The 18,363-nt window shown below is 61.7% G+C and carries 14 protein-coding genes; 11 read left to right on the top strand and 3 right to left on the bottom strand.

All coding sequences use genetic code 11. The annotated features are described in order from the left end of the window. Nucleotides 1-15 precede the first annotated feature (15 nt). Genes bglB through K6N12_RS04440 form a run of 5 tightly spaced genes read left to right on the top strand, consistent with a single transcriptional unit; the run spans nucleotide 16 to nucleotide 5,616 of the window. The gene (gene bglB / locus K6N12_RS04460) at nucleotides 16-1,110 is read left to right on the top strand and encodes a beta-galactosidase BglB (RefSeq protein WP_097628089.1); all 1,095 of its coding nucleotides are present in this window, start codon (nucleotides 16-18) and stop codon (nucleotides 1,108-1,110) included. Then, nucleotides 1,107-2,471, top strand: coding sequence for a polygalacturonase PglB (gene pglB / locus K6N12_RS04455; protein WP_097628088.1), 1,365 nt, complete (start codon nucleotides 1,107-1,109; stop codon nucleotides 2,469-2,471). Before bglB ends, pglB begins: the two co-directional genes overlap by 4 nt. Continuing rightward, nucleotides 2,459-3,565 (top strand): ABC transporter ATP-binding protein, encoded by a 1,107-nt coding sequence (locus K6N12_RS04450; protein ID WP_097628087.1) that lies wholly within the window; start codon nucleotides 2,459-2,461, stop codon nucleotides 3,563-3,565. Before pglB ends, K6N12_RS04450 begins: the two co-directional genes overlap by 13 nt. A 2-nt stretch (nucleotides 3,566-3,567) precedes the next feature. Then, entirely contained in the window at nucleotides 3,568-4,557 is a 990-nt protein-coding gene (locus K6N12_RS04445) for a carbohydrate ABC transporter permease (protein WP_097628086.1), read from the top strand. A gap of 12 nt (nucleotides 4,558-4,569) precedes the next feature. Continuing rightward, a complete protein-coding gene (locus K6N12_RS04440) occupies nucleotides 4,570-5,616 on the top strand; it encodes a carbohydrate ABC transporter permease (protein ID WP_179867155.1) in 1,047 nt (348 codons plus the stop codon). Nucleotides 5,617-5,797: 181 nt separating this feature from the next. On the opposite strand, the gene K6N12_RS04435 is transcribed toward K6N12_RS04440, so the two are convergent. Continuing rightward, on the bottom strand, nucleotides 5,798-6,949 hold the full coding sequence (locus K6N12_RS04435; protein WP_097628084.1) for an ROK family transcriptional regulator: 1,152 nt from the start codon (nucleotides 6,947-6,949) through the stop codon (nucleotides 5,798-5,800). A gap of 266 nt (nucleotides 6,950-7,215) precedes the next feature. Between K6N12_RS04435 and K6N12_RS04430 the strand changes: the two genes are divergently transcribed. After that, nucleotides 7,216-8,235 (top strand): AraC family transcriptional regulator, encoded by a 1,020-nt coding sequence (locus K6N12_RS04430; RefSeq protein WP_097628083.1) that lies wholly within the window; start codon nucleotides 7,216-7,218, stop codon nucleotides 8,233-8,235. A gap of 37 nt (nucleotides 8,236-8,272) precedes the next feature. Here K6N12_RS04430 and K6N12_RS04425 read toward each other — a convergent pair whose 3' ends face one another. Continuing rightward, complete coding sequence (locus K6N12_RS04425; protein ID WP_097628082.1) at nucleotides 8,273-9,310, bottom strand: LacI family DNA-binding transcriptional regulator; 1,038 nt, start codon at nucleotides 9,308-9,310, stop codon at nucleotides 8,273-8,275. A 178-nt stretch (nucleotides 9,311-9,488) separates the two neighbouring features. Further along, the gene (locus K6N12_RS04420; protein ID WP_097628081.1) at nucleotides 9,489-10,121 is read right to left on the bottom strand and encodes a TetR/AcrR family transcriptional regulator; all 633 of its coding nucleotides are present in this window, start codon (nucleotides 10,119-10,121) and stop codon (nucleotides 9,489-9,491) included. 110 nt (nucleotides 10,122-10,231) lie between these two features. Here K6N12_RS04420 and K6N12_RS04415 point away from each other — a divergent pair, with 110 nt between their 5' ends. The 5 genes from K6N12_RS04415 to K6N12_RS04395 all read left to right on the top strand — a co-directional run bounded on the left by K6N12_RS04415 (nucleotide 10,232) and on the right by K6N12_RS04395 (nucleotide 18,277). After that, nucleotides 10,232-11,305 carry an efflux RND transporter periplasmic adaptor subunit gene (locus K6N12_RS04415; protein WP_097628080.1) on the top strand — a complete coding sequence of 358 codons (1,074 nt, stop codon included), beginning with the start codon at nucleotides 10,232-10,234 and terminating at the stop codon, nucleotides 11,303-11,305. After that, on the top strand, nucleotides 11,302-12,390 hold the full coding sequence (locus tag K6N12_RS04410) for an efflux RND transporter periplasmic adaptor subunit (RefSeq protein ID WP_097628079.1): 1,089 nt from the start codon (nucleotides 11,302-11,304) through the stop codon (nucleotides 12,388-12,390). The genes K6N12_RS04415 and K6N12_RS04410 overlap by 4 nt, the downstream gene beginning before the upstream one ends. Then, nucleotides 12,387-15,458, top strand: coding sequence for an efflux RND transporter permease subunit (locus K6N12_RS04405; RefSeq protein ID WP_183779661.1), 3,072 nt, complete (start codon nucleotides 12,387-12,389; stop codon nucleotides 15,456-15,458). The genes K6N12_RS04410 and K6N12_RS04405 overlap by 4 nt, the downstream gene beginning before the upstream one ends. A 69-nt stretch (nucleotides 15,459-15,527) precedes the next feature. Then, entirely contained in the window at nucleotides 15,528-16,679 is a 1,152-nt protein-coding gene (locus tag K6N12_RS04400) for an alpha/beta hydrolase (RefSeq protein WP_097628077.1), read from the top strand. Between the two features lie 143 nt (nucleotides 16,680-16,822). Continuing rightward, nucleotides 16,823-18,277 (top strand): NCS1 family nucleobase:cation symporter-1, encoded by a 1,455-nt coding sequence (locus tag K6N12_RS04395; RefSeq protein ID WP_097628076.1) that lies wholly within the window; start codon nucleotides 16,823-16,825, stop codon nucleotides 18,275-18,277. Nucleotides 18,278-18,363 lie beyond the last annotated feature (86 nt).

Below are 18,363 nucleotides of genomic sequence, written 5' to 3'. Positions count from 1 at the left end.
ACATAGGTCCCCAGCATGAACACTACATCTGTCGATAACGCCGCGCTCCTGACGACGATCGATCGCGTGGCAACGGCTTTCAGCCGGCTTAGAGGCATCAAGGAAGGTCTCGTGACCGGAAGCTCCACCTCCGGGATCCAGTTCGACGAGTGGGACTGGGAAGTCGGCGTCGGCCTCTACGGATTCTTGCGACGTGCGATTTCCACCAACGATCAGAAAGCGCTGCAGGAGCTCGTCGCCTGGTATGCCGGCCAGATCGAGCGCGGCCTGCCGCCGCGCCAGATCAACAGCACGGCGCCGATGCTGCCACTGGCAATCCTCGTCCAGCATGTCGACCGTCCCGATTTCCGCGCGCTGGTCGAGGATTGGGCCGAATGGCTCGTCAAGGAATTGCCGAAGACGGAGGAGGGCGGCTTTCAGCACGTCGTCAAGGAACGCCTCAACGACGGCGAATTGTGGGATGACACGCTGTTCATGGCCTGCCTGTTCCTTGCGCGGGCCGGCGTGCTCTGCAAGCGCAACGACTGGATCGATGAGGCCGTCTATCAGTTCGTGATCCACACACGCTATCTCTCCGATCCGGTCAGCGGTCTCTGGTATCACGGCTGGACCTTCAACGGCCGGCACAATTTCGCCAACGCCTTCTGGGCGCGCGGCAATGCCTGGATCACCGTCGCCATTCCCGAACTCTTCGATCTTGTCCCGACGCTCGGCGAGAAGGATCGGCGCTTCCTTTCGAATGTTCTCGTCAGCCAAGTGCGCTCGCTGAAGGCATATCAGCGGCCGGACGGGATGTTCACGACCCTTCTCGACGATCCGTCCTCGCCGCTGGAAACCTCGGCGACGGCAGGCATCGCTTACGGCATATTGCGCGCTATCGATGCCGGCATTCTGGACGAAAGCGACAGGGCCTATGCCGAGCGTGCGCTTGCGGCGGTGCTGGCGCAGATCGACGAGGAGGGCGTCGTCCACGGCGTCTCGGACGGCACGCCGATGGGGCACGACCTCGATTTCTACCGGCGCATCCCGAACCTGCCGACGCCTTACGGCCAGGCGTTGACCATGCTGCTGCTGACGGAAGTCTTTCTCGAAAGCGGTCAGCGTCAATGAGTGCCGCCTCCCTCGTTTCGATCGAGGCGCTCGACGGCGACAATACCGAGCGCCTGCAGGCGGCGATCGACGATCTCTCGGCTTCCGGCGGCGGACGCCTGGAGCTCCTGGCGGGCATCCACATCTGCCGGGGGCTCCGGCTCCGTTCGGGCGTCGATCTGCATCTGGCCGCCGGCGCGATCCTGCGGCCGGTTCCGGACTATGCAGCCTATGCGCATACGACTGTTTCGGTGATCGCCGAGAAGTCAGATCGCGGCATGATCGTCGCCAAGGGCGCGCGGCGGATCGGCCTGACGGGGCCGGGGCGTATCGAAGCCGGCTGCGAGAGCTTCATCATCGGGGATGACGAGACGGTAGGGACCTTCATTCCGGCCGAATTCCGCCCCCGCGTCGTCGTCTTCGAGAGCTGCGACGAGGTCGAGATCAGCGCGCTGCATATCAGCCGTTCGCCGATGTGGACGTTGCACTTCGTCGACTGCACCGATGTCGCGGTCCGCAACGTCACGATCGAAAACGACCGCCGCCTTCCCAATACGGATGGTATCGTGTTCGATGCCTGCCGCGGCGCCGTCATCGAGGATTGCGCGATATCGACGGCCGATGACGGCATATGCCTGAAGACCAGTATCGGCCCGCAGGGTGTCGCAATCGGGCGATGCGAGAATATTTTTATCCGCCGCTGCGCCGTTCAGAGCCTCAGCTGCGCGCTGAAGATCGGCACGGAAACGCATGGCGACGTCACCAATGTCGTCTTCGAGGATTGTAGCGTTTCATCTTCCAACCGAGCGCTCGGTATCTTCTCACGCGACGGCGGCCGGATATCGAACGTCAGGTTTTCGCGGATTGCTGTCGAGTGCCGCGAAACGCTCGACGGCTTCTGGGGCTCGGGGGAGGCGCTGACCGTCAACGTCGTCGACCGTGTCGCTGAGCGCCCGGCAGGCGCCATCGAAAACCTCATTGTCGAAGACATTACCGGGCGCATGGAAGGGGCGATCACCGTCATTTCGGCTTCGTCCGCCGGCATTCGCAATGTATCGCTGGCGCGCATCGGTGTGGATCAACGGCCCGGCGAACTCGGCACCGCGCAGGCCTACGACCTGCGTCCGACAAACGCGGACCTTGCGCCGAAGGCAGACGGTGGCGGCCGCGCCAATGCCTGGACGCGCGGGGCGGACGGGCGGGTGATCGGCCTGCAAGACTATCCGGGCGGAATGCCCGCCGTCTACGTGGCGGGGGTCACCGGGATATTGATGAACGAGGTGCGGATCGCGAGACCGACACCGCTGCCGCAAGGCTGGAACGCAATCGACGTCGTCTTCGAAACGGCGGCACCCGACGGGAGTGGGGCATGGCAGAACTGAAACTTTCCACCGTCAACAAGTCGTATGGCTCCGTCAAAGTGCTGCATGACGTCGACCTCGATATAAAGGACGGCGAATTCGTCGTCTTCGTCGGCCCGTCGGGATGCGGCAAGTCGACCCTGTTGCGCGTCATTGCCGGCCTGGAAGAGGTTACGTCGGGCGGCATTGCCATCGGCGGCCGCGACGTCAGCGCCCTTTCGCCGGCCGAGCGCAAAATCGCTATGGTCTTCCAGTCCTACGCGCTTTATCCGCATATGAGCGTTCGCAAGAACCTCGCTTTCGGCCTTGAAAATCTGAAGTTCAAGCGCGCCGAGATCGAGGCGCGCATTGCCGAAGCCGCCAGGATGCTGGCGATCGAACCCTATCTCGACCGGCGCCCGAAGCAGCTTTCCGGCGGCCAGCGCCAGCGCGTGGCGATCGGCCGCGCCATCGTGCGCGAACCGGATATCTTCCTCTTCGACGAGCCGCTGTCCAATCTCGACGCGGCGCTGCGCGTCCAAACCCGGGCTGAGATCACCAAGCTCCATCGCGAGATCAAGACGACGATGATCTATGTCACGCACGACCAGGTCGAGGCGATGACCATGGCCGACAAGATCGTCGTGCTGCGCGCCGGGCGGGTCGAGCAGGTCGGCGCACCGCTGGAACTCTTCGATCATCCGCGCAATCTTTTCGTCGCCGGCTTCCTCGGCTCGCCGCGCATGAACATCATCAAGGGGAAAGTATCGGGCATCAGCGAGAGCGGTGTCGCCATCGATGTCGCGGGCGGCGGCAGGATCGTCGGCGACGTCGATCCCGAGGGCATTACGGTCGGACAGGATGTGCTTGCCGGCATAAGGCCCGCGCATTTCTCCCGCTCCAGCGAAAAGGGCCTGCCGTTCATCGTCCAGTATCACGAAGGCCTCGGCACCGAGACCTATGTTTACGGCAATCTTGCCGGCCAGGACGAGCAGATCATCATCCATGAGGCCGGCCATTTCGCGCCTGTTCAGGGTGACCGGATCATGATCGATGCCGATCCGGCACGCGTTCACCTGTTCGATCCCGAAAGCGGCTTGGCCTTTGCCCGCAGATCACGACAGGGGAGGCGCTGACCATGGCTGCTGCTGGTGCATTGCTCTCCCAGGCGGGCGACATGGCGATGAGGGTGGTCGAGGCTCCGATGAATGCGGTCGAGCGCATCTTCGGCCGCAAGCGCATGCCCTGGCTGTTCCTGGCGCCGAACCTCGTTCTCTTCGCCATCTTCACATTCCTTCCGATCGCGATCGCGGTCGGCTACGCCTTTACCGGCGGCACCAATCTTTTCGTCTCGGAGCGGCCCTTCGTCGGCTTCGACAATTTCCGCGCCCTGCTTTCCTGCGGCAATTATCTGCAGCCGGGAACCTGCCAGGAATCGCTGTTCTGGACGGCGGTTTGGAACACGCTCTGGTTCGTGGCATTGAACGTCACCGCCACATTGCTGGTGGCACTGATCACGGCATTGATCCTCAATAGGGCGATCTTTGCACGCGGCTTCTTCCGAGCGATGTTCTTCTATCCCGTCTTGCTGTCGCCCGTTGTCATCGGCCTGATCTGGAAATGGTTCCTCGATCGCAACGGGCTGCTGAACGCCTTCTTCCAGATGATTGGCGTGCCGCCTGAGATTTTCCTGCTGGATGTCGGCTGGTCGCGTTTCTTCGTCGTCGTGGTGTCGGTTTGGTTCCATATGGGCTTTTACACCCTCATCCTGCTCGCCGGTCTCCAGGCGATCCCGAAGGAACTCTACGAGGCCGCCTCCATCGACGCCGCTTCGCCGCGCCGCACCCTCTTCAGGATCACGCTGCCGCTGCTTGCGCCGAACCTGCTCGTCGTCTTCATCCTGCTGATGATCAAATCCGTGCAGATCTTCGACGAGGCCTGGGTTCTGACGAATGGCGGCGGGCCCGGCACGGCCAACAGCTTCATCGTCCAATATATCTACCAGATGGCCTTCAGCAGCGATCTCCGCCTCTTCGGCCTTGCCTCAGCCGCCTCGGTTCTGATGGGATTGGTGCTTCTGGTTCTCACCCTCATACAACTGCGCCTCGGCAAGCGAATGGAGTCCTGAATGAACAGCTCTATGAACCCGATCCGCTTCATGACGCGCACGCGCCGGGCCGGACGCATCGACATCACCGATATTCTGTCATGGGTCTGGCTGATTGGCGGAACACTGGCGGTGCTCGTTCCCGTCGTCTGGGCGGGACTTTCCTCGCTGAAGCCGGCGGCCGAAATCACCCGCTTTCCGCCGACGCTGCTTCCGCGCGCCGCCGTGGAGCAGACCGTGCCCGGCTTCGACAAGCCGCTCAGCCTGTGGCAGGTCACGCTCGACGGTCAGCCGCGCGAAATGGCCATGGTGCGGCGCATCGGCCTCAAAGCCCAGATGGTCGATCCGGCAAATCCGGGACAGCCGGTCAGCGTCGACGTGAAGGGGATCACGCCGGTCCAGCATCTGACCGTCGCCACCGAGAATTACACCGACCCGCTGACGCGCTTCAGCTTCCTGACCTTCTTGAAGAATTCAGTGTTCGTCACCGTGGTCGCGACGCTGCTGACGCTGATCGTCAATGCCATGGCCGCCTTTGCGCTGTCGAAATATAAGTTCCGCGGCGACACGACGGTTTTCGTCATCATCATCTCGACCCTGATGATCCCGCTCGCCGTCGTCATGGTGCCGGCCTATCTCGTCATCGTCGGGGTCGGGCTTGCCGACAATCTGTGGGGCGTCATCCTGCCGACGATCGCCTCTCCGACTGCCGTCTTCCTGCTGCGGCAATATATGCTGACCATCCCCGACGAATTGATCGAGGCGGCGCGCGTCGATGCAGCGAGCGAATTCTGCATCTTCTGGCGCATCATCCTGCCGCTGACAGCGCCGGCGCTTGCGGTGCTGGCGATCTTTTCGGTGCTCTGGCGCTGGAACGACTTCCTCTGGCCGCTCATCGTTCTCAACAGCCGTGAGAATTTCACCCTGCAGGTCGGTCTGAACGCATTCCAGGGCGAGTTCTCGGTCCAGTGGCACTATATACTGGCGATGACCTTCCTCAGCCTGCTACCCGTCACCGTCGTCTTCCTGTTCCTGCAGAAATACATCACGACAGGCATTGCAGGTACAGGGATGAAGTGATGAATTCTAACGCGTCGTCCGTTCTGAGCTGAGTGCTTCCAATCTCGTCGCGCCGGCTGATGCGCGCCAAACTTGATCCTGCAGTGCGATTCAGTCCTTCTTAGCGACGCCGTCACGCATTCTTGCGTGCCCCGGCACGAGGGGATGCAGAGTTGGAAGCACGGGCTTGACTGCCGGAGCCTCACAAAACGGTTTCGAAGAGTGGGATCAAGGCCGCGCCAATCGCGCCGGGAGCATCAATGATCTCCGCAACTGCAAGCTGCGGAACGTCGCGCACTGCGCCGTGACGAGGCAGATTGTTGAATTCGGTCCGTTCGATCAGCATTCTCGCAAGGGAATGCGGAAGCTCGCCGCCAAGGACGATGAGCGCCGGATCGAAGATCGCGCAGATCGCATTGATGGCGCGATTGTGGGCCGGCATGACCCGGTCGACCCACTCCTCGACGCCGTCCCAACCCACCAGTTCTTCGTTCTTCAGGTCGTTCAGGGTCAGGCCCGGGCGCCCTTTGGCGCGAAGATGTTCGAGCAACTGGTTGAGTGCGGGACGGTCGTCATAGTCCTCACGCGCAAAGAGAACGGAGAATTCGCCGGCGTTGCCGAAACTGCCGCGAAACGGCATGCCTCCGGAAACCAGGCCGCCACCGTAGCCGTGAAGATGGGCAATATAAGCAAAATCCGCGGCATCTCGGCCAACGCCGAAGATCGCTTCCGCCAAGGCTGCGGTCCTGGCGACATTGTCCGCCCAGACCGGCAAGGCAAGCTGCTTCCCGAGCAAAGGTGCGAGATCGATCAGTGACCAATGAGCAAGCGGCAGAGGACAATTGAAGGCGGTCTCCAGCATACGGTGGCCGGCGACCGCAAGGCCGACGCCGAGAATGTCTCGGCGTTTGGCGCCCCGGCGGGCAAGAATGTCTTCGACTGCCGCTTCGATCCGTTCCAATTCCACCGACAGCAAGTCGCCTGCCTGCGGGATTTCCATATTCTCCAGAGGTTCGCCGAAACCCATGAGACAGAGGCCGATCGAGCCGACGTTGACGGCGATTCCGAGCGTCAGACACCAGTCTTTTCGAAGGGTCAGTTCCGGGCTGGGCGGGCCCGCCCGCCGGGCTTCGGCATGGGAAAAGACGATCATTCCTCGCTCATGAAGCCGCGCGACGATCCTGTGCAGGGATTGCTGGGTGAGGTCGAGCGGCTCGGTCAGGTCGGAGCGCTCGATCCCTGGGGATTTCCAGATCAACCGCAAGAGGTCCCGCTCGTTGCGGGACGCCACCCGGGCCGGTTGTGCATCGCGCAAAAAATGCGTGGCAACATGTTCTAGCGGATCATACTTCATTTGCAGATCGTTTTGATTTACACTGTGAGTGTGAAGCACATTGAAGGGGCGTGTTGCTTCTGTCAAATGAGGGGATTCGGTCCCTCGTTTGCCGAGCTTGCTTACCTCATCAAGATTGGCCAAGCCAGCCGAGATGAGCTTGTTTCAGGGACTCAAAGAGCGGGTCCGTTCGTTTGGAGGAGAACCCATTCGCCACCACTCAAGCCTGAGCGGGATGGAACGTTCGGCCATGGGGAGGCGGGTGCTGAAAGAGAGGATCGAACTGCATGAGGTACGAGAACACGGCGCGCGCTCCTGAGCGCGAGGATTATGAGTTCGCACCGACGCACCAAGGCCACGACTTCGAGTCGATGGTTAAAACATTGTCGACCGGTTATGGGGTTTTTGCCGCACAACCGCTGGGCAACGACCGAAACTTCCGTTGGGCGGCAGACTTGAGAAGAGGCGATGGGTTTACGGTCCTTCACTCCGTCTTTCAAAGTTCATGGACAGTTCGAACGCTCAATGAGACGCCCCAACACCTTGCTTTCTACCTCCCGCAGACAGGGTCCTTTCGAGTGTCCATTGGGAAAAGGGCGGTTGAAAGTGGAGCGGGTTATGTTCTCATGGCCAATAACCATGAGGCCGGTGATCGTTTCGTCCAGGGTCCGCACACTTCGGATGTCCTCTTCCTCGACTGGAAAATCGTGAAACGTGCGCTCATTTCACTTGCGGAAACGCCGCTGTCCGAATCGCTCGACCTTGAGCCCATCCTGGATCTTTCGACACAATCGGGCCAGCTTATCGGCAACCTGGTGCAGACGATCGTGCAAGGCATGCGCAACGGCGGTCCGCTTCTGTCTTCTCCTCTCGCCATGGCAACGATGAGCGAAACGCTCGCTCATCTTGTCATCCGATTTGGCCACCACCGCCTGTCCGGCCATCTGGAAAAAAAGAAAGTGTCGCTGGTTGCGCCTTGGCATGTCCGGCGTGCCATCGACTATATGCATGCCAATATCGCCGAACCTCTCACCATGACGATGGTTGCGGACGATGTCGGCGTTTCACTTCGCGCCCTGCAGACGGGCTTCAAGGCCTTCAGGGGGACTTCGCCGGCTGGTTACCTGCGCACGATCCGGCTGCAAGCGGCCCGTGAGCAATTGCGGGATCCAACGAACCAGCAATCCGTCCGCGAAATCTGCACGATATGGGGCTTCGCGCATGCGGGCAGGTTCTCCATCATCTATCGTAGCACCTTCGGCGAAAGCCCGCGGGATACGCGCCTGCGGGCGGAGCGCTTGCGTTGATTTAGGCTTCAGCCTTTGACGCCTTCGGATGATTTTTTTAGCGCGGCGGGGCGATGCTGCCGCGCAGAACGAGGTGGCATCCGAGTTCCAGGCGATGGGCCGGCCGCTGCGGGTCGTTGGCGACCAGCCTCTGTTCGATGAGCGCCAAGGCGGCAGCGCCGAGCTTGTCGGTAGGTACGCTGACGGTTGAAAGCGGCGGACGGCTGAATTCGCCGGGGACGATATCGTCGAAGCCCAGCACGGAGATCGCTTCAGGCACGCCTATGCCGTGATCGGCCAATGCCTTCAGGCAGCCGAGCGCCAGATTGTCGGCGGCGCAGAAGACGGCGGTGGCACCTTTCATCGTGGGATCGCGGTCGAGCAGCGCGTTGATGGCAGCCTCGCCGTGACGAGGCTCATATCCTTCGGCCTCCACGATCATGTCTTCGGGCACGGGAAGCTGTGCAGCGAAATAGGCATCGGAAAAGCCGTCATATCTGCGCTGGATGGTCGTGCGGCCCTTCCAGGTCAGGTGCAGGATGCGGCGATGTCCGAGCGCCAGCAGATGCTCGATGCCAAGACGCGCCCCGAAGCGGTTTTCCGGTGTCACCGTATCGACCAGCATGGCCGGATCCTCGCCGTTGACGATAACAACCGGCATATCAGGGGAAGAGAGGCTGCGGATGAGTTCCGGCTGATCGTCGTTCAGCACCACGATGCCGTCGGCGCGCTCGGAGAGCGCGATCTGCCTGACCTCAGCGCCGTCGATGCGCCGTCCGGTGCTGACGAAAGGCACGATCCGGATGCCGCGACGCTCGCACTCCTTCCTGAGGCCGTTGAGGATGGTCCAGCTCACCAGGTTAAGGTCGCTCTCCGGCGCGGCATCGCCCGGAATGGCAAGAAGCAGGACGCGCAGCGCCGCGATCGTCGCCTTCTTCCTGCGGCGGTCGAGATATCCTAAGCGTTTGGCCGAATCCAGGACCCTTTCGCGCACTTCGACCGTCAGCGGCGCGGTTCCGTTCAGCGCATGCGAGGCCGTACTCAGCGATACATCAGCGTCGCGCGCGACATCCTTGAGATTGACTTTGCGTTCCACTTTTATTCCGTCGCGAATTGAGGTTGTGCCTTCGAAGACACAAGCTAACGCGATGTTTTCACATAAAGACTTCAGAAAAGCTACGTGCGCTTTCGCCTATTTTTCCGCTTTCGGCGATAACTGGCCGCAGCGCTGCCGCAAACGGGCGATGATTGCGGGCGCCGAGAGCCATTGGTGATCACAGGGGATTGGCGAGCAGGCCGTTGAACAGCAGGTCGAAATAGGTCCGCAGGAAGGCCTCCTTGTTGGGAGTGGGCACGCGGCGGTCGTCGAATATCAGCCGCAGAACCGTCGTCGTCAGGATAGGCGCGACTACGATGTCGGAAAATTCCACCGGAATTGGACGAAACTCACCCGCCGCCACACCCTCCAAGATGAGGGCGTCGATCTTGGCAATGATCGGCGCGATGAACTGATCGTGGTGGCGATCGATCAGGTCGGGGAAACGCTGTCCCTCCGAAATGACCAGCCGCGTCAATTCGCGCGTCGTGCGGTCCTCGGGGATTTGGTCGTAAAAGAGGCCGAGAATGGACGTCAACCTGTCGGTAGCGCTGCCACTCAGCCGATCGGCGATCGCGAGCAGCTCCTGAAACGGCACGGAGAAGTGAATGATCATGGCTTCGAATAGCTTTTCCTTCGTCTCGAAGTAGACGTAGATCGTGCCCTTGGTGACGCCGACTCTGTCGGCGATGTCTTCGACCCGTGTGCCGGAAAAGCCGCATTTGACGAATTCCTCAAAGGCGGCATGCAGGATCTGGACGGGCCGTAGCGCCTTCTGTTCCGCCCTTGTGAGCTTCTTCTGAGCTGCCATTTCCCACCTCCCCGCTGTTGCGCGCGCACTCGTCCCTGCGGCGCAAAGTTTCATTGACTAATGCGTCAGTCAATTATATAGCAGCTGCCGTGGAGAGCAAGAGGTCAACTATGAGAACCATTCGGATCGCTATCGCGATCGTATGCGCCATCGGTCTCGGATCATGCAGCGATTCGAGCGGGCCGACAGAGCCGATCCCGCGGCAGGTCGGCGTCGTCGTGGCCAAGTCTGAGCCACTGGCCGAGGGCGGCGCGCTGACCGGAGAAGTTCGGGCCCGTATCCAGACCGATCTGTCCTTCCGCGTCAGCGGCAAGATCGTCGAGCGGTTGGTGGAGGTCGGGCAGAGCGTGAAGGCGGGCCAACTGCTTGCGCGCATCGATCCGGAAGAGCAGAAGGCCGACCTGGATGTGGCCGCCGCCAATCTTCAGTCCGCTGAGGCGCAGCAGACCCAAGCGCAGCTTGCCTATGATCGCCAGCAGAGTCTGTTTCGAACGCAGGTGACGACGCGTGCCGCGCTCGATCAGGCGCAAGAGGCGCTTCTGACCGCGCAGGCATCGGCGAAGTCGGCGCAGGCACTGTTGGAAACGGCTCAGGACACTCTGTCCTACACGGAGTTGAAGGCGGATGCCGACGGTGTGATCACCGCGCGCAATGCCGAAGTAGGGCAGGTGGCGCAGGCAGCCCAGGTTGTCTTTACCCTTGCTCATGACGGCGACCGTGACGCCGTGTTCGAAGTGGTCGAAAGCGCATTCCTGCGTCCGGTGGACGGCGATGGAACCGTGACCCTTCTGTCGGCCCCTTCGCAGAAGATCACGGCTAGGGTTCGCGAAATTTCTCCGACGATCGATTCCTCCACCGGCACGATCAGGGTCAAGGTCGCGATAACGAGCGATGCTCCCATTCCGCTCGGCGCTCCCGTCGTCGGGCGATTCACTTACGTCCCGCAGGACGTCATCCAATTGCCCTGGTCGGCCATGACCTCCAAGGATGGCAAACCGGCCGTCTGGATCGTCGATCCCGCGTCGTCGGCAGTTTCGGTCAGGGCGGTCGACGTTGCCGGTTACGAGACCGGCAGCTTCATCGTGAAATCGGGCGTCTCGACAGGAGAGACCGTGGTGACCGACGGGACCAAATTCCTCAGACCCGGTGAAATCGTGTCTTATCTCAAGGAAGCTTCCAAGTGAGTATTCGTCTCAAGATAGTCGCGCTGATGGTGGGCACGGCCCTGGTTTCCTCTTGCGCGCCGAAGGAAGACGAGAGCGGAAAGGAGGCGCCTCGTCCGGTGCTGTCGATGACCGTCAAGCAGACGTCCGCTTCGAGGCTCAGCCTGACGGGCACGATCGAGCCGACGATCGAGACCGAACTCGGTTTCCGGATTCTCGGGCGAATGATCGCCCGCAATGTCAATGTCGGGGATGTCGTCAAGAAGGGTGACGTGGTTGCCGCCATCGATCCGCTGGGGCTGGAGCTTGCGGTGCGCAGCGCCCAATCCGACGTGGAAAACAGCGACGCTCAGCTCAGAAACGCCGTGACCACCGAGCAGCGCCAGCGCGCGTTGCTGGAGTCGCGCTCCGGCACCGAGGCCGCGCTCGAAGAGGCCGAGCAGGCAAGACGCACGGCCGCAGCTGCCGTCGCCAAGGCGCAGGCCAATCTCGACAAAGCCAAGGAGCAGCTCGGTTATGCCCAGCTTCGGGCGGAATTCGACGGGGTGGTGACGGCGACCTCGGCCGAGGTCGGTCAGGTCGTCTCCGCCGGCCAGACCGTCGTGACAATCGCGCGGCCGGACAAGCGCGACGCCGTTGTCGACGTGCCGCAGGGCGCCGCCCAGAGGTTGAACATCGGTGCGCCGTTCGAGGTGACGCTGCAGCTCGATCCGACGATCCGCACATCCGGCGTCGTGCGCGAGATTGCGCCGGAGGCGGAGACGGCTACGCGGACGAGCCGGACCAAGATCGCGCTCAGCGATCCGCCTGAGGCTTTCAGGCTTGGCTCCGTCATCACAGCCTTAGCCACCATCGCCGCCGATCCGGAGATCGTGCTGCCGTCTTCGGCAATCCTTGCCGCCACCGACGGCCCGAGCGTCTGGATCGTCGATGTGCCGGGCAAGAAAGTCTCGCGCCGCCGCGTGAAGATCGACGGAGACGTCGTCGATGGCGGCACTGTCCGCGTCACCGAAGGGCTTGCCCCCGGAGAACGGGTGGTCGTGGCCGGCGTGCATAAACTTGAGGATGGCCAGGCCATCAGGATCGACCAGGAGATCAGCCAGTGAAGTCCTTCAATCTCTCCGACTGGGCGCTCGAACACCGGTCGCTCGTCTGGTACTTCATGATCGTCTTCATTCTCGCCGGCGCCTTCTCCTATCTGAATCTCGGCCGCGAGGAAGACCCGAACTTCACGATCAAAACGATGGTGATCACCGCGCAGTGGCCGGGCGCCTCCGCCGATGAGGTGACGCGGCAGGTGACCGACCGGATCGAGAAGAAGCTCCAGGAACTGGAATCGCTCGACTACACGAAGAGCGAGACCGTCGCCGGCCAGACGACAGTCTTCGTCGAACTGCTGCCGACCACCAAGGCAAGGGATGTCGCGCCGACCTGGCTGCGCATCCGCAACATGATCGCCGACATCAAGGGCGATTTCCCGACCGGCGTCGTCGGTCCCTTCTTCAACGATCGCTTTGGCGACGTGTTCGGAAACATCTACGCCTTCACCAGTGACGGCCTGACCCAGCGCCAGCTTCGCGATCTTGTGGAAGATGCCCGCTCCGAGGTTCTGACCGTGCCTAATGTCGGCAAGGTCGATGTGGTCGGCGCGCAGGACGAGGCGATCTATCTCGAATTCTCCACCCGCCAGATCGCAGCCCTCGGCATCGACCAGCAGTCTGTCATTCAGACCCTGCAGGCGCAGAATGCCGTGACGCAATCCGGCTTCGTCGATGCCGGGCCGGAGCGTATTGCCTTGCGGGTGAGCGGACAGTTTACCTCCGAGGAAAGCCTGCGGTCGATCAACCTTCGCATCAACGACCGCTTCTTCCCGCTGACCGATGTCGCTACGATCAAGCGCGGCTATGTGGACCCGCCCTCATCGCTGTTCCGGTTCGACGGCCAGCCGGCGATCGGACTTGCCATCGGCATGAAACAGGGCGCCAACCTGCTGCAGTTCGGCGAGGGGCTCGATGCGCAGATGAAACGTGTCGTCGGCGATCTTCCGATCGGTGTGGACGTCCACCGTGTTTCCGACCAGCCGCATGTCGTCGATGAGGCGGTTTCCGGCTTTACCCGGGCGCTCTTCGAAGCGATCGTCATCGTGCTCGTCATCAGCTTTATCAGCCTCGGCCTTCGCGCTGGTATGGTGGTGGCGATCTCCATACCGCTCGTGCTGGCGATCACCTTCGTGGTGATGGAATATTCCGGCATCTCGCTGCAGCGCATCTCGCTCGGCGCACTCATTATCGCGCTCGGGCTGCTCGTCGATGACGCCATGATCGCTGTCGAAATGATGGTGGCCCGCCTGGAGGCGGGCGACGATCTGAGGAAAGCTGCAACCTACGTCTATACGTCGACCGCCTTTCCGATGCTGACGGGAACGCTCGTCACCGTCGCCGGCTTCATTCCCGTCGGTCTCAACAACAGCGCCGCCGGCGAATTCACCTTTACGCTTTTCGTGGTCATCGCGGTTTCGCTGGTCGTTTCCTGGATTGTGGCGGTGCTGTTCACGCCGCTTCTCGGCGTCACCATCCTGCCGAAGACCATGAAGTCGCATCATGAGAAGAAGGGCCGCTTTGCCGCCGTCTTCTCCTGGCTTCTGGGGTTGGCGATGCGCTGGCGCTGGATCACCATCATACTGACTGTCGGCGTCTTCGGCCTCTCGATCGGCGGCATGGGGCTGGTGCAGCAGCAGTTCTTCCCCAATTCTGACAGGCCCGAGCTGATCATCGACTGGAACCTGCCGCATAACAGTTCGATCGCCGAGACCAACAGGCAGATGGCCATGTTCGAAAAAGAGATGCTGGCCGGCAACAAGGATATAGATCACTGGACAACCTATGTCGGCCAGGGCGCCCCGCGCTTTATCCTTTCCTTCGACGTGCAGACGCCCGACGTGTCGTTCGGACAGACGGTGATCGTCACCAAAGGCCTCGACGTGCGCGACAAGGTGCGGGCGGAACTGCAGGACTATCTGACGAAAACCTTCCCGGGCACCGACGCCTTCGTCAAGCTTCTCGACATCGGTCCGCCGGTGGGCAAGCCGGTCCAGTACCGCATCAGCGGCCCCGATATCCAGACAGTCCGGGAAGTCTCCCAGCAATTTGCCGGCGTCGTCGGGCAACATCCGCTGCTGTCGAACATGGTGCTTGATTGGAACGAACCCTCGCGTGTGGTCAAGGTCGATGTGCTGCAGGACAAGGCGCGCCAGCTCGGCGTCTCCTCGGAGGATATCGCCACCGCTCTCAACGGCATCGTTGAAGGCTCTACCGCCACACAGATCCGCGATGACATCTATCTGGTCAACGTCGTCGGGCGCGCCCGGGCTTCCGAACGCGATTCCATCCAGACGCTTGAGAATCTGCAGCTCTCGACCTCCAACGGCAAGGTCGTGCCGCTCTCGGCGGTTGCGAATTTCCGCTACGAGCTCGAGCAGCCGACGATTTGGCGTCGTGACCGGCAGCCGACGATCACCCTCAAGGCGGCCGTCATTGGTTCGACGCAGCCGGCCACGATCGTCGACCAGCTCAAGCCGAAGGTCGAGGAATTCCAGAAGAGCCTGCCTGTGGGATACAAAGTGGAAGTGGGCGGTGCGGTCGAATCCAGCGCCGAAGCGCAAGGGCCGATTGCGGCGGTGGCTCCGCTGATGCTGTTCATCATGGCGACGATCCTGATGATCCAGCTGCAGAGTTTCAGCCGCCTCTTCCTGGTCTTCGCGGTCGCCCCGACGGCGCTGATCGGCGTGGTGGCGGCGCTGCTGCTCAGCAATGCGCCGATGGGCTTCGTCGCAATCCTCGGCATACTGGCGCTGATCGGCATCCTGATCCGCAACTCGGTCATCCTGGTCGTGCAGATCGAACATCTGCGCGCCGAGGGTGTTGCGGCCTGGCAGGCGGTCATCGAGGCGACCGAGCACCGCATGCGGCCGATCATGCTAACCGCTGCGGCTGCCACCCTCGCGCTGATCCCGATCTCGCGCGAAATATTCTGGGGACCGATGGCTTACGCCATGATGGGCGGCATCGTTGTGGGAACCGCGCTCACCCTGCTGTTCCTGCCGGCGCTCTACGTCGCATGGTTCAGGATCCCGAGAGACGAAGCCGTCAAGGCCGATGTCCCGGCAGAGGCATGAACGAGTCCGTCAGCCATCGCAGCGGCCGAAGCGGCCGCTGCGCGCCTTGACCTGCGAAGGGATCGCTCGGTGGAGCAACGACGTTTGAACGGGCTTGCGAAGATAGCTCCTGCCGTGCTGGTCGCGCTCGGTCTGGTGGCGCTGACGGGCTGCGTCTCGAGGCCGTCGCCTGATGTCTTGAAGCCGGTGCATCTGCAGGCTCGGGCCGATGAGGCCGTTTCGAACCGGGTTAGCGTGCTGGCTGCGACGAACAGGACCCCCGATACCATGCGGGGCGGTTTTGGGAGCGCATGGGCCGACAACCTCACCTATGAGCAATATGCATTTTCGGTCCCTCCGGACAGGAAGGGTACCACGATCGCATACCCGACCTCGACACTGGATCCCGAACGGCAATTTGCCGTCATCGGCCGCAAGCAGCTTGCAAAGGACGCCTTCGTTGAGGAGGCGCTCCGGTCGGTGCAGCCGGACGGCACCATCGGCATCTTCGTGCATGGTTACAACTACAGTTACCAGGAGGCGCTCTATCGTACGGCGCAGATCGCCGCGGATGCGAAAATGCCGGGGGCTCCGATCCTGTTTTCCTGGCCTTCGGCTGCAGCCGTTGCCGGATATGTCGCTGACCGGGATGCGGCGCTCGCCTCGCGTAGCGCGCTCGATTCCCTCGTCACCTCGCTTTCGGCCTCCGGCAAGGTGAAACGCATCGTCCTGTTCGGACATAGCATGGGTGGGTTCCTGGTCATGGAGACGGTCCGCCAGCTCACGCTGCAGCATCGCGACGATGTCGTCGGCAAACTGGCGGTAATCCTCGCTGCCCCCGACATCGACGTCGATGTCTTCCGCTCCCAACTGGCGGATATCGGGCGAATGCCGATCCCCATATCCCTGCTCGTTTCCAAGGACGACCGGGCGCTCGTGGCCTCGAGCTTCATCGCAGGGGAGCGGCCGCGCGTCGGGCGTCTCGATATTAACGATCCCGTTATCGAGGAGGCCGCCGTGAAAGAAAGGCTCCGGGTCATCGACATCACCTCGATCCAGGCGTCCGATGGACTGGGGCATGATCGCTATGCATCACTCGCCAAGTTCGGTGCGCAGCTTGCCTCCTTCGAAAGCGGCAAGCGTACATCCGCCGGCGATGTCGGCGCCTATGTCTTCGACGCGGCCGGCGCTGCAGTCGCAAGCCCGTTTCGTCTGGCTGGACGCGTTGTCGGCGCGCACTGATCCGCGCGAGGCGCCCAGCGGGATCTGTACAGCGCGGGCACCGACATTGTGTACAATATGACTATTAAATTGTCAGATGCCTAAATGAGGCGCAAACTTCCGTCCGGGGTCGAGTCGGCCTCAGGGGATATGGGAGGGCATTCATGAGCATTCGAAATCCGTCTCCCTCGTTATACAACGAGGATCTTGCACCCGCCGAGGAGCGCAAATGGGGTGCGTTCAGTATCTTTAACGTCTGGACATCTGATGTTCACAGCCTGTGGGGCTACTATCTGGCGGCGAGCCTGTTCCTGCTGTGCGGCAGCTTCGTGAATTTCGTCATCGCCATCGGCATCGGCTCGCTGGTCATCTTTGTGCTGATGAGCCTGGTCGGCAATGCCGGCGTGCGCACCGGCGTACCCTTTCCGGTTCTGGCCCGTGCCTCCTTCGGCACGTTCGGCGCCAATGTTCCGGCCCTGGTTCGGGCGGTGGTCGCCTGCTTCTGGTACGGCGCGCAGACCGCCGCCGCATCCGGCGCGATCGTCGCTCTTCTGATCCGCAACGAGAGCCTGCTCGCCTTCCATCAGAACAGCCATATGCTCGGCCACTCGACCCTCGAACTTATCTGCTACATCGTCGTCTGGGCGCTGCAACTGCTTATCATCCAGCGGGGCATGGAGACGGTTCGCAAGTTTCAGGATTGGGCAGGTCCGGCCGTCTGGATCATGATGCTGATCCTGGCCGTCTATCTGGTCGTCAAGTCGGGCACCTTCTCCTTCGGTTCGGAGATCCCGCGCGACGTGCTGATCGAGAAGACCAAGGATGCCGGCGTGCCGGGCGAGCCCGGCTCGTTTGCAGCACTTGCCGCGGTGGCCGCCACCTGGATCACCTATTTCGCAGCACTCTATCTGAATTTCTGCGATTTCTCGCGTTACGCAACCAGCGAAAAGGCGCTGCGCAAGGGCAATCTCTGGGGTCTGCCGATCAACCTTCTGGCCTTCTGCCTTGTCGCAGGCGTCACCACCACGGCGGCCTTCACCGTCTATGGTGAGGTTCTGCTGCATCCGGAAATGATATCGGCGAAATTCGAAAGCTGGTTCCTGGCGCTGCTTGCGGCCCTGACATTCGCGATCGCCACGCTCGGCATCAACGTCGTGGCGAACTTCGTCTCGCCGGCCTTCGACTTCGCCAACGTCTTCCCGCGCCAGATCAACTTCAAACGCGGCGGATACATTGCCGCATTGATCGCTCTCGTGCTTTATCCGTTTGCTCCCTGGGAGACGGGTGCGGCGCATTTCGTCAACTTCATCGGGTCGACGATGGGGCCGATCTTCGGCATCATGATGGTGGACTACTATCTCATGCGGAAAAGCCAGCTGAACGTCGAGGCGCTCTATCATGAGAATGGCGAGTTCCGCTTCCAGAACGGCTGGCACGGCAATGCCTTCATCGCATTTGCGGTCGGCGCGCTGTTCTCCTCGATTCTGCCGACCTTCACCAGCATCCTGCCGGATTGGTGGGGCACCTATGGCTGGTTCTTCGGCGTCGGAATCGGCGGGGCGATCTATTTCGTGCTGAGAATGGGCGCCCGGCGCAATCCGGCCTTCGCCGCACGATAAAAAGAGAGGCGCCCGGCATTGCCGGGCGCCTTCATCTCTGGTCTGTGCAAGCGGTTAGGGCGAGGGCGAGGGCAGTTGCCGCAGAA

It is taken from the genome of Rhizobium redzepovicii (assembly GCF_019793435.1).
GTDB classification, from domain to species: domain Bacteria; phylum Pseudomonadota; class Alphaproteobacteria; order Rhizobiales; family Rhizobiaceae; genus Rhizobium; species Rhizobium redzepovicii.
This window is presented reverse-complemented; position numbering and strand designations above follow the sequence as displayed.

Bases quoted from the DNA above. Each gene is read 5' to 3' on its own strand.
- K6N12_RS04415 (WP_097628080.1), top strand. From the start codon at position 10,232: ATGAGAACCATTCGGATCGCTATCGCGATCGTATGCGCCATCGGTCTC.
- K6N12_RS04395 (WP_097628076.1), top strand. From the start codon at position 16,823: ATGAGCATTCGAAATCCGTCTCCCTCGTTATACAACGAGGATCTTGCA.
- K6N12_RS04445 (WP_097628086.1), top strand. From the start codon at position 3,568: ATGGCTGCTGCTGGTGCATTGCTCTCCCAGGCGGGCGACATGGCGATG.
- K6N12_RS04440 (WP_179867155.1), top strand. From the start codon at position 4,570: ATGAACCCGATCCGCTTCATGACGCGCACGCGCCGGGCCGGACGCATC.
- K6N12_RS04435 (WP_097628084.1), bottom strand. From the start codon at position 6,949: ATGAAGTATGATCCGCTAGAACATGTTGCCACGCATTTTTTGCGCGAT.
- bglB (WP_097628089.1), top strand. From the start codon at position 16: ATGAACACTACATCTGTCGATAACGCCGCGCTCCTGACGACGATCGAT.
- K6N12_RS04430 (WP_097628083.1), top strand. From the start codon at position 7,216: ATGAGGTACGAGAACACGGCGCGCGCTCCTGAGCGCGAGGATTATGAG.
- K6N12_RS04420 (WP_097628081.1), bottom strand. From the start codon at position 10,121: ATGGCAGCTCAGAAGAAGCTCACAAGGGCGGAACAGAAGGCGCTACGG.
- K6N12_RS04450 (WP_097628087.1), top strand. From the start codon at position 2,459: ATGGCAGAACTGAAACTTTCCACCGTCAACAAGTCGTATGGCTCCGTC.
- pglB (WP_097628088.1), top strand. From the start codon at position 1,107: ATGAGTGCCGCCTCCCTCGTTTCGATCGAGGCGCTCGACGGCGACAAT.